The sequence below is a fragment of the uncultured Faecalicoccus sp. genome (assembly GCF_944325745.1).
Lineage (GTDB): Bacteria > Bacillota_I > Bacilli_A > Erysipelotrichales > Erysipelotrichaceae > Faecalicoccus.
Window position 1 is genome coordinate 1 of the sequence record NZ_CALVBG010000046.1, and the last position, 10,932, is coordinate 10,932.

The 10,932-nt window shown below is 41.8% G+C and carries 9 protein-coding genes, 1 pseudogene and 1 riboswitch; of the genes and pseudogenes, 1 reads left to right on the forward strand and 9 read right to left on the reverse strand.

The genetic code is table 11. The features are described 5' to 3' along the window. A partial coding sequence (locus Q0J48_RS05305; protein WP_296242301.1) for an FtsX-like permease family protein occupies window positions 1-835 on the forward strand: 835 nt, incomplete at its 5' end. A 92-nt stretch (window positions 836-927) separates the two neighbouring features. Here the strand turns inward: Q0J48_RS05305 and pyk are convergent. From pyk to Q0J48_RS05350, 9 genes and pseudogenes are all read right to left on the reverse strand, one after another. After that, window positions 928-2,358 (reverse strand): pyruvate kinase, encoded by a 1,431-nt coding sequence (pyk, locus tag Q0J48_RS05310; RefSeq protein WP_296242302.1) that lies wholly within the window; start codon window positions 2,356-2,358, stop codon window positions 928-930. Window positions 2,359-2,384: 26 nt separating this feature from the next. Next, a complete protein-coding gene (gene pfkA / locus Q0J48_RS05315; protein ID WP_296242304.1) occupies window positions 2,385-3,347 on the reverse strand; it encodes a 6-phosphofructokinase in 963 nt (320 codons plus the stop codon). Window positions 3,348-3,523: 176 nt separating this feature from the next. Further along, window positions 3,524-3,682 (reverse strand): annotated as a pseudogene (locus Q0J48_RS05320) (amino acid ABC transporter ATP-binding protein); the annotation flags it as partial. Window positions 3,683-4,103: 421 nt separating this feature from the next. Further along, window positions 4,104-6,722 (reverse strand): D-alanyl-D-alanine carboxypeptidase family protein, encoded by a 2,619-nt coding sequence (locus tag Q0J48_RS05325; protein WP_296242306.1) that lies wholly within the window; start codon window positions 6,720-6,722, stop codon window positions 4,104-4,106. A gap of 128 nt (window positions 6,723-6,850) precedes the next feature. Beyond that, a complete protein-coding gene (locus Q0J48_RS05330; RefSeq protein ID WP_296242309.1) occupies window positions 6,851-7,588 on the reverse strand; it encodes an amino acid ABC transporter ATP-binding protein in 738 nt (245 codons plus the stop codon). A gap of 9 nt (window positions 7,589-7,597) precedes the next feature. Next, window positions 7,598-8,326 carry an amino acid ABC transporter permease gene (locus Q0J48_RS05335; RefSeq protein ID WP_296242311.1) on the reverse strand — a complete coding sequence of 243 codons (729 nt, stop codon included), beginning with the start codon at window positions 8,324-8,326 and terminating at the stop codon, window positions 7,598-7,600. A gap of 20 nt (window positions 8,327-8,346) precedes the next feature. After that, window positions 8,347-9,171, reverse strand: a complete 825-nt coding sequence (locus Q0J48_RS05340) for a transporter substrate-binding domain-containing protein (protein WP_296242313.1) — start codon at window positions 9,169-9,171, stop codon at window positions 8,347-8,349. A 76-nt stretch (window positions 9,172-9,247) separates the two neighbouring features. Beyond that, a riboswitch (Lysine riboswitch) is annotated at window positions 9,248-9,413 on the reverse strand. Window positions 9,414-9,479: 66 nt separating this feature from the next. Then, window positions 9,480-9,869, reverse strand: coding sequence for a DUF2752 domain-containing protein (locus Q0J48_RS05345; protein WP_296242315.1), 390 nt, complete (start codon window positions 9,867-9,869; stop codon window positions 9,480-9,482). Next, entirely contained in the window at window positions 9,856-10,899 is a 1,044-nt protein-coding gene (locus tag Q0J48_RS05350) for a GYF domain-containing protein (protein WP_296242317.1), read from the reverse strand. The genes Q0J48_RS05345 and Q0J48_RS05350 overlap by 14 nt, the downstream gene beginning before the upstream one ends. Between the last annotated feature and the right edge of the window lie 33 nt (window positions 10,900-10,932).

Below are 10,932 nucleotides of genomic sequence, written 5' to 3' on the forward strand. Positions count from 1 at the left end.
AGATCATACCGTAACGGCTCACATCATTGATGATCCTTCTGTATTCTCGGATTTCACATCTTTAAAAACAGAAAAAGGAGAATCTCTGGAACTGGATGATTCTGGCGTGATCATCTCGCAGAAACTGGCTAATAAAATGCAGCTGGAAAAAGGCGACACCTTCACTTTAGAAGACAGTGATGAACATCCTGTAGAGATGAAAGTAGCCGGTATCTTTGAGAACTATGTCGGCCATCATGTGTATATGACGGAAAACTACTTTGATACATTAGATACAAACATTGAGCCAAATACAATCTATATGATCAAAACAAAGGATCAAAGTGAAGACTATGAAGATCAGTTAGGCAAGCAGCTAATGGAATTAGATTCTGTCAACAGCGTCACCTTCTACTCCTCGCTGCAGAAAAACTTCACCGATATGATCTCCAGTATTTCCTTCATCGTTGTTGTTTTGGTCATCAGCGCGGCATTGCTGGCCTTTGTCGTCTTATATAATTTAAGTAACGTCAATATCTCCGAACGTGTCCGTGAGATTGCGACGATCAAGGTCCTTGGCTTTACCCGACGAGAAGTGAATCAATATGTCAATCGAGAAGGAATATTGCTGGCGATGATGGGGGCTGTACTGGGATTAGTGATTGGTATAGGCTTACATCATTTGATCATGAACCTAGCTGAGATGGATGATGTCATGTTTGGCCGAACGATCTTGCCTCAATCATACTTCTACAGCTTTGCCTTAACGATGCTCTTTACATTCATCATTAACTTCTTTATGTCGTTTAAACTCAAAAAGATCCAAATGGTTGAATCGCTAAAAGCCGTAGAATGATGTTACTGATTCTCGAAACATATCCTGAAAAGGGTATGTTTTTTAAATGAAAAAGCAGGTTACCTACATAACCTGCTTAAATCCATATATTTTTAGTTTTCTGTGATCTCAACGATACGCATCATGTTGGTTGCACCATGTCCTTCTGGATAACCCGCAACGACAATGATGAAATCTCCATAATGACAACCTTTCATCAAGGCAATATTTTTTGCCAGATCCACATCATTTTCTCGTGTGTTCTGGATCTCGCTGAAATATGGTTCAACTCCAAAGATCGGCAACATTGAACGTTCTGTCACTTCATCAAAACAAACGCCAATAATAGGAGCCTGTGGTCTAAAACGAGCTAAACGACGAGCTGTTAAACCGCTTTGTGTAAAGGCAATGATGCATTTTACATCGATTGCGATCGATGTATCTGCCGCACTGACACCAATCGCATCGTTCAAAGAATTACGGGAAGTGCGAATTCCTTCTTTTAAACGTTGGCGATAAGGAATCATCGGTTCTATTGCATCCGCAATACGGTGCATCGTCTGAACACATTCTACTGGATAATGTCCGGCAGCACTTTCGCCTGACAACATGATACAGTCCGTACCATCCATGATCGCATTGGCAACGTCACTGGCTTCTGCCCGTGTTGGACGTGGATTTTCTTGCATACTCTCCAACATATGCGTAGCCGTTACAACCGGTTTTCCTAATTCATTCGCAACGCTGATGATCTGTTTCTGATAGATTGGAACTAATTCCAGGCTGACATCAACACCTAAATCACCGCGCGCTACCATGACGCCGTCACTGACTTCCAAGATGTCGCGAAGATTATCAAAACCTTCCTGATTTTCGATCTTTGGAATAATCTGAATACGATCTTTTCTTTCTGAGATCAAAATCTTGCGAAGCGCTAACACGTCTTCCTTACGGCGCGTAAAGCTGGCAGCGATATAATCTACATCTTGCTGACATCCGAAACGAATATCGGCTTCATCTTTTTCAGAAATAAAAGGCATGCTCAGGATCACTCCTGGTAAATTACATCCCTTACGGCTCTTTAAGAAGTGCGGATTTTCAATACGACCTTTGATATGGTCATCATCCACTTCCACAACCGTTACTTTTAATTTCCCGTCGTCCATCAAAATATGGTCACCAGGTTTAACATCGTGGAATACTTCCGGACAACGCAAGGTAAATCTCTCATGATTTCCTTCCACTTCTTCTTTCATGATCTGAACGATGTCTCCTTCCTCAAACTGACATCCTCCATCCTTGAAATCTCCTAAGCGGATTTCCGGTCCTTTTGTATCCAAAAGAATACCAATTGGCTTGTTTAATTCCTTAGACACTTCACGAATCAATTTAATTCGATTTCCGTGCTCTTCATAGCTACCATGAGAGAAATTCAAACGGGCAATATTCATTCCCGCCTTGACCAACCGTTTTAAAGTTTCTTTGTCTTCACTGGCTGGCCCGATCGTACAGATAATCTTTGTCTTCTTGTCGCTAATACACATAAGTTTTCGATTCCTTCCTTTTTTCCTTATACTAAACGCTCAAACAGATTCTGAAGAGGTTTACGCGATTCAGCAGGCATGCTCAATGCCTTTTCGATCGGATACGATACGATCTTGTTGTCGCGAATACATACGCAATGTCCGCCGATTCCCTGCATCAGCAAATCAACGGCTTTTTCACCCATCTGGCTTGCCAACATACGATCATATGGGCATGGAGCTCCTCCACGCTGAATATGTCCTAATACCGTTGCCCTTCCTGAAAAACCGGTATTAAGTGTCACCTTCTTGGCAAACTGGTCAACATCCGTAATCTTTTCAGAGATCACGACGATGGCGTGTTTTTTCTTGCGGATGATATCCAAGTCGCGTAAGCGATCCAAAACATCGTTTTCATCAAATCCGGTTTCGCTGGTCACGATCATATCGGCTCCAGATGCGATCCCTGACCAAAGCGCTAAGTCACCGCAGCGGTTTCCCATAACTTCTACGATCGAACAACGATGATGTGAATTGGATGTATCACGCAGTTTATCGATGGCATCCACAACGGTTTCTAATGCCGTATGGAATCCAATCGTAAAATCAGTACAAGTGATATCATTGTCGATCGTGCCTGGAAGACCGATACAGTTGATGCCCATCTCCGTTAGAGATAAAGCACCGCGATAAGAACCGTCTCCTCCAATCACAACGACTGCTTCAATACCTCGTTTTCCAAGTTGGTGAATGGCTTTACGACGAACTTCTTCGTCTTTGAATTCCGGCAAACGAGCGGACCCAAGAATCGTTCCTCCACGGTTTACGATCTCACGGATCGTCTCACGTGTCATCGGCTCAATGTACCCCTCTACCATGCCTTTGTATCCGTTGTAGATACCAAACACTTCAAGGCCACTGTTCAATCCTACCTTTGTCACAGCACGAATTGCTGCATTCATCCCCGGAGAGTCACCGCCCGAGGTCAAGATCCCGATTCTTCTAACCATATGAGTTCCTCCTAAGAATAAGTTTTTAAACCATTCTAAAACACTTTAAATATAACACAGGAATCAAGGAAAAAGAAGAAAAACAGACAGTTTCTTCTCGATGAAAATACAATTGTAAACATCAAGTTAAATGTAACGGTTTACATCCAAAATTCCCGTAAAAAAGACCGCTGTTTCTAGCGGTCAAAATAACGAGATAAGAATTGTTTCGTTCGCTCCTGCTGCGGATTCTCAAAGATCTGCTGCGGCGTTCCTTGTTCTGCGATCACGCCCTGATCCATGAAGATCACGCGATCACTAACGTCTTTGGCAAATTGCATCTTTCGTCATAATAATCCTTATCATTTAAATTTTATCAATTACTATCCTTCTCCCACTATGAATTTCATCTTCTTTGATCATCTCTTGAGTATTCCGGTTATCATTTCAGATATATACATTACTTTAGTTTTTATTTCAACGTTTCTCAAGAAAGGCTTGATCATCTACATGAATTGATTGAAAAATCATCGAAGTATCAACACCAACAATCAAACTGAACCATTCGAAGACTCGGTTGACTGGGTTCGCCTGATTGATTCTTTCAAACATGACCCTATAAAATGTAAATAAAGCTGATATATGGGATAACCCAAATAATTGTAATAATCCTAAAGAATCTATAGGCACCTAGATTATCCTTGAATTCTAAATGGAAACCCCTAAATTATTCGATTACACTACATATAATCACTATATCTTCTTAAGAAAACTTCTTTAATAACCTCCTCCGGGCACACCAAGATACTCTTCTAAAGTTAATCCAGATGCATAAATAGCTGAAGCTTGACTACCCACATATCTTAGGTGCCAAGGCTCTGGCATATAACCGGTTATACCTTCTTTCCCATTTGGGTATCGGACAATAAACCCGTATTTATGAGCATTATTGGCAATCCAAGTAACTTCACGTGAAGTTTGAACTAAGCTCCCATTAGAATGGATTAAGTCAAACGCTAAGCCAGTTTGATGCTCTGAATAACCTGGTCGAGCTGAAAAACGATCTGCTTGCGCCTGCCCTGAGCTATTCACATAACTATTATACAATGAAGCTTGGTAGCTGTAACTTCTATAACCACTATATGAACTACTGATAGCATATCCTTGCCTTTGCATATCTCGTATTAGTTTTCGAATTTGGGCTCCTGCCTCAGGGTTTTCTCCTGGAGCATAGTTTGTAGGTAATTTATGTTTTTTATTTACCACAAGAATTCCCTGTACATAACATAATCCATCGGACGTAATGATGTAATCTCGATAGTAATTTGTATTCTCTCCTACATAAGTTCCTTTTGGTACAACCTGTATCTGGATTGCCTCTATCTGGTTTCCTGATTTTTCAGAGTTTCCTGCGCTCTGTCCATTCTTGGCCCATCCCATCCAGCCTACATGTGCTACATGGGTACGATAATAGATATCACAGTATGTACTCAACTCCCCTGTCAATGAAATCTGGATTGCCAACATTGGATTATTTGATACAACCTCTTGTCCGTTAGAATACAGCCCTGTCCATCCTGAATTTTTGAAATGTGCTTTATATTGGACTGTTCCTGTATATTTCCCAGAGGAATTATCAATAGACATTCTTATTCCATTAATCGGTTTTGACTGTCCTGTAGTTCCGCCTATTTCCCCATTCAATTGATGGCCACCCCATCCAGTAGATGCATTATTTACACTAAAACTCAGACTACCAATTCGATCAAACCCATAATATGCTGTCGAACACTGAATGCTCGTATCATCTTTAGGAAGCACTCGAATTTCGATCGCCTCTAAACGCTTAGCCATACCTTCACTGCCTGACTTGCCACCATTCATAGTCCAACCTAGCCAACCGAAGTTTTGAACATGTGTCCGATAATAAACATCATAGTAATCTGAAATCTCTCCTGTAAGTCGGATCTGAATAGTTTCTAATCGCTTCGATTGATTCTGCGTACCTGCAACAGCACCATTCGATTTCCATCCCTGCCATCCGTATGTCTGGACTTGCGTATTATATTCAATCGAACCATCATAACCGCCAGGATTGTTCAAATAAATCTGAATAGACTCTAAACGCTTCCCCTGCCCGACAGTTCCGGAAGTCTGTCCATCCGCAACTGGAGAAAGCCATCCATACGTCTGGACATGCGTATTATATGTAACCAATCCTTTATGAATACTGGAAACAAATGCTTCTCCTACATTTCCGGGGGCCTGTCCCCCTTTTCTGACTAATATAATTTCCATAGCTTCCATACGTTTTGACATACCTTCGGTCCCAGCTTTTTCTCCGTTTTTCGTCCAGCCTAACCACCCGTAATTCTGCACATGGACTCGATAATATACATCATAATGATTTGCCAGTTCTCCGGACAGCTTGATTCGGATTGCTTCTAATCTCTTAGATTGACCTGTAGTGCCACTAGTAGAGCCATCCGTCTTCCATTCTTGCCAACCTATAGACTGAATATGGGAACTGTACAAGATGCTTCCCGCAAAATCAGGATTCTCTACCTTGATCTGTAATCCTTCTAAACGTAGAGATTTTCCCTGACTTCCAGATACTTGACCATCCTTCGACCAATCATGCCAGCCTTCTCTTTGGACATGTGTCTTATATATCACACTTGCCGTGGTTCCTGCTCTTGCAGCTCTCTTTGGTGATGTATCCTGTTCAGTACCTTCAGGCTCTGGTATGCCATCCGTCTCTTTTTGTGTATTTACCGAGTCATTCATTTCCGGAGATTTTTCATCGATCAGAGCATTCTCATCTTCATTTCTGTTTTCTTTAAATTCTTCCTGATTTTCTCCGAAATTCTTTATATTATCCCCTAACTTGGTCTCTTCATTAATTGGTTGGTTGTCTGGGAGCATCAATTGAGCACTCTGATATTCATTCAATCTCCATTCCACTGCCGTTTCGACTGTATCTTCAGTTATGAAAATTCCTTCCACACTGAACTGACCTTTATTTTTTGAATAATCGATATTTGCATTTTCAAATATCAATTCCGCCTTATTATCGCGGATTGCGACTGTACCAATCGTTTTGTTAGTACAGATATTCGTATTGATATCATAAGCATATACTTCTGCTTCCGTACTATTTTCAAATACCATAAATTCTTCAGGGAGCTGAATGAATGCAAAATCACCCTCCTCAGGTTGCATCCCCTGGTTAAAATGGAAATCAATCACCAGTTGATTCTCATTTTGTTGATATAACGATGGAATAAAGCCACTATTATTACTCCAGTTTTCCTTCTCATCTAGAGCATATACTGGAGTGATTCCTGTGGACAAACTAACTACTGCTGCCACCATCATCCTTATCATTCTCTTCATATGCGTTCTCCTTTTTCTTCATCGTTATTTAAGATAAATAAGTAAATTATCTAATACTAGTTTAAATGAAATCTCCTATCTATTACAAGGTTATATATTCATTAAAAACATTAAAAAGACCGCTGTTTCTAGCGGTCAAAATAACGAGATAAGAATTGTTTCGTTCGCTCCTGCTGCGGATCCTCGAAGATCTGCTGCGGCGTTCCTTGTTCTGCGATCACGCCCTGATCCATGAAGATCACGCGATCACTAACGTCTTTGGCAAATTGCATTTCATGCGTTACAATGGCCATCGTCAAGCCTTCCTTGGCCAATTTCTGCATAACTTCCAAAACATCGCCTACCATCTCAGGGTCCAAGGCCGACGTTGGTTCATCAAAAAGCAAGACTTCCGGATCCATGCACAGAGCTCGAGCAATCGCAACACGCTGTTTCTGCCCTCCGGAAAGACGAACCGAACTGGCATCGGCAAAGCTTTCCATCCCTACGCTTTCCAAGTGGCGCATGGCAATCTTCCGCGCTTCTTCTTTAGAACGCTTCAAAACCTTGACTTGTCCAATCATGCAGTTTTCAATAACGCTCTTGTTGGCAAACAAGTTGAAGCTTTGAAATACCATGCCTACTTTCGAACGATATTCTGTCAAAGAAAGCTTTCCGCTCAAGATGTCGGTATCTTTATAAAGAATCTTTCCGCCATCTGGGATCTCTAATAAATTGATGCAGCGAAGCAAGGTACTTTTTCCGGAACCTGACGATCCGATGATCGTGACAACTTCCCCTTTATTGATTTCAAAATCGATATCATTTAGAACTTGTAAGGAACCGAAATGCTTCTTTAAATGTTGTACTTGAATGATCGTTTCCATACAAACCTCCTACGCACAGTGATCCTTGATGGTCACTGTTTTTGTCTGATTGATCTTGCGCTCCATCGCATTCAAGATCAAAGTGGCGACAGTCGTCAACACTAAATACATGACCATTTCCAAGAAATAAACTTCTGCATATCGCATATTGCTTCCGGCAACCGAAGAAGACTGGAAATAGAGTTCTGTCACCTGGATCGCATTCAACATACAGCTATCCTTGATATTAACGATCAGCTGATTTCCAATCGTAGGAAAGGTATTCTTGATCGCCTGCGGAAAAATGATCGAAAGCATCGTCTGCATCGTTGTCATTCCCAAAGATTTTGCGGCCTCGCTTTGTCCCACATCAATAGACTGGATCCCGCCGCGAATAATTTCTGCCATATAGGCCCCAGTATTCACGGAGATGATGATCAAACCTGCAGAGAATCCGGTCCATCCTAATACCGGACGTAACAAATAGAAGAAAAACAAAGCCTGGACCATCATCGGTGTTCCCCGGAAAAACCATACATAGAAACCCACGACAAATCGCGCGATCTTCTTTAAAACCTTGACAAAAGCAGAGTCCATCGGATCTTCCGGAATCGCTCGCAATGCCCCGGTAACCAGTCCTAGAAGAAGACCTACGACCGTCCCCACCAAGGCAAATAACAGCGTATTCTGAATACCAAAGGAAAACAGGCTCCAGTTTTCGGTAAATATTTCAAACGCTCTTCCAAAATCGATACTCATTGAGTGTCAAACCTTTCTAACTATTCTTCTGTTGGTGCATTTTCTACAGCCGTAGCCATATATTCATTACGCGTGTCTTGATCGATTGAATCTAACGCTTCCTGTACGGCGTTGAAGAAATCACTGTCGCGACTTCCTTCAGCCAAACCGATCGAAACAGTTGTGTCGACTTCAAATCCATGTCCTTCATCAAATTTTACGATCGCAAGACCTGGATTGGCCGCAACAACACCTTCTGCCACCGGCATCTCCGCCGTGATTCCATCTGCCACTCCGTTTTGTAGAGCAGCGACTAATTCCGGATAAGTTGCCAATGGTGTCTGGTGATTGACACCTTCGATCTGATCGATGACTGTATCATAGTTCGTATTTTTTTGTCCGATTACATTATGTCCGGAGAATTGTTGGATATCCGTATATCCTGCCATTTCGCTGTCTGCACGAACGATCATGACCATCCCTTCACTTTCATAGTAAGGGCTCGTAAAGTCGATTCCTTCTTCACGTTCTTCACTAGCTGTCATTCCGGCAATGATCGCATCAATTTCACCAGATTCCAAAGCAGGCTGCAGACCATCCCAAGAAATCTTCTTCACTTCCAGTTCCTGTCCTAGTTCATCCGCAATCGCCTGAGACATCATGACATCATAACCGTCACAATATCCTCCGCCGCCGCTGATCTCTACGGCAGAATCCGTTTCCGCATCCGCTGTCTGCCAGTTAAACGGCTGATATCCACATTCCATTCCGACTGTAAATGTGTTGTCTTCCGCTTTGTCTTGTCCTCCAGAACATCCTGCCAGTGCCATCGCACCAACTAAACTTGCCGCAAGTAATTTTTTCATTTCATTTTACCTCCTAAAGTTCATGAAAATAGATAAGAAAAAAGCCATATGCGTTATCCATATGGCTTGTCTTTGCCTTCAAGATAACCCCTCTTCTTACGAAGGAGTGCAGTGGGTATTTCCCAAAGCCCCAAGAAACGCTGCCGCCGCAGTTTTTCCTTCGGCGATGATTACCTTTCCTGCAGTTCACAGTTCGCCAACTCCCTGCAGTACTCTGATGCATCGCTACCTCTATCTTCATCTGATTTACTTGTATGTCCCCATTATAGGAGTTTCTATCGTACAAGTCAATGTAAACTCGGCATAAATCATCGATTCAGAAAATGTCCCAACAAACTGGACGAATCATAGACCATGGGAATCTCTGGAAAAATAAATATCATCCGATAGATATAATAGACGATCATGCAGCCAATCCACATCCACAACAATCGCTCCATCCACTTGCGTTTCTTTTTCCATTTACAAAAGCCAATTAGTAAAGCGAATCCTCCCGTAGGGATCAACATCGCATGATACATCAAAGATGTAGAAAGGTCTCCCTGAAGCAAGTAATACAAACTCGTCGTCATATTGCAGCCAGGACACGGGATCCCCAATACTTTTTGAACCGGACAGTAAGTTCCCATCAAAAGAACAAACAGGAGCAATACAACGATTGCTCCTAAAGTCTTTCCAATTTTTTTAGCGGTGGGCATAACGCGCAATATCATTCAAAGAACTCTGGCAAATGGCCATGGAGATGATTCCAAGCCCCAAAATAGGCATTACCAGCTGGATGATACTGTTATCCGGCACACTGAAGCCATTATCAAATTCAAGCTGAGCCAAAGCTTTTCCCGCTTTCCAATAGAAATAAATGCCGTAAAGTCCGCAAGTTACAATTGTCAATAAAATAACGATTCCCGGTTCGGCAACGCGTGGTTTATTTTGCACATCACAACAAGCGTTGATATCTCTGGCAAGACAATACAACCAGTAATAAGAATAGATGCCGCAAGTCACAATCGTTAAAACGATGCTCAAACCAATGCTTCTTTCCATGATAAAAATCTGTCCGTGTGATTTTTCTGCCGTGCTTGAAGAATTTTGAGAACTATTTGTCTGATACTGTGGCTGAGGTGATTCCGGAGTTGCTAAAGAAGCCAACTCTGTTTCTTTTAACCGTTTCCAATCTGCCATGCCCGTTTTCCATACAAAAGTATTGCCAAAGATCTGGCGAGCCTGGATCAACGTTTCCATCTGTTCTCTGGTATATGGTCCATTTTGGGCGTTTTTATCATCTACATAATACCATTGTTCTGAAGAACTCATATCCGGAATAGGAATCTCGGTTGTCTTTAACTTTACCCAATCTTCCATACCCTGTTTCCATACCAGAGTGTCTTCATTGATTGTCTTTGATTTTAAGAAGGCCGTCATTTCTTCTAAGCCATAAGGTCCCATGGCCTGATCGTTTTTGACATAGTACCAAACCTTGGATGGTTCCTCATTTTTTTCCTCCGGTGCTTCTTTAGCAGCTGGCTCTTCTTCCCTTGTTTCTTCAACAACTTCTTCTGTATTCTCTTCTGTGACTGCTTCTTCAGCAGCAGGTTCTTCTACAACAGTTTCTTCAACTTCTTCTATTTTAGTTTCTTCTACGATTTCCTCTTGAAGAACAGGTTCTCCACATTCAGGACAAAACTTTGCGTTTTCTGGAAGCTCTGTTCCACATTTTTTACATTGCATATTTTCAACTCCTTAAGTTTGACTGTTATCAAA

Coding starts and splice junctions, on each gene's coding strand:
- pyk (WP_296242302.1), bottom strand. CDS start 2,358: ATGTGTATTAGCGACAAGAAGACAAAGATTATCTGTACGATCGGGCCA.
- pfkA (WP_296242304.1), bottom strand. CDS start 3,347: ATGGTTAGAAGAATCGGGATCTTGACCTCGGGCGGTGACTCTCCGGGG.
- Q0J48_RS05325 (WP_296242306.1), bottom strand. CDS start 6,722: ATGAAGAGAATGATAAGGATGATGGTGGCAGCAGTAGTTAGTTTGTCC.
- Q0J48_RS05330 (WP_296242309.1), bottom strand. CDS start 7,588: ATGGAAACGATCATTCAAGTACAACATTTAAAGAAGCATTTCGGTTCC.
- Q0J48_RS05335 (WP_296242311.1), bottom strand. CDS start 8,326: ATGAGTATCGATTTTGGAAGAGCGTTTGAAATATTTACCGAAAACTGG.
- Q0J48_RS05340 (WP_296242313.1), bottom strand. CDS start 9,171: ATGAAAAAATTACTTGCGGCAAGTTTAGTTGGTGCGATGGCACTGGCA.
- Q0J48_RS05345 (WP_296242315.1), bottom strand. CDS start 9,869: ATGCCCACCGCTAAAAAAATTGGAAAGACTTTAGGAGCAATCGTTGTA.
- Q0J48_RS05350 (WP_296242317.1), bottom strand. CDS start 10,899: ATGCAATGTAAAAAATGTGGAACAGAGCTTCCAGAAAACGCAAAGTTT.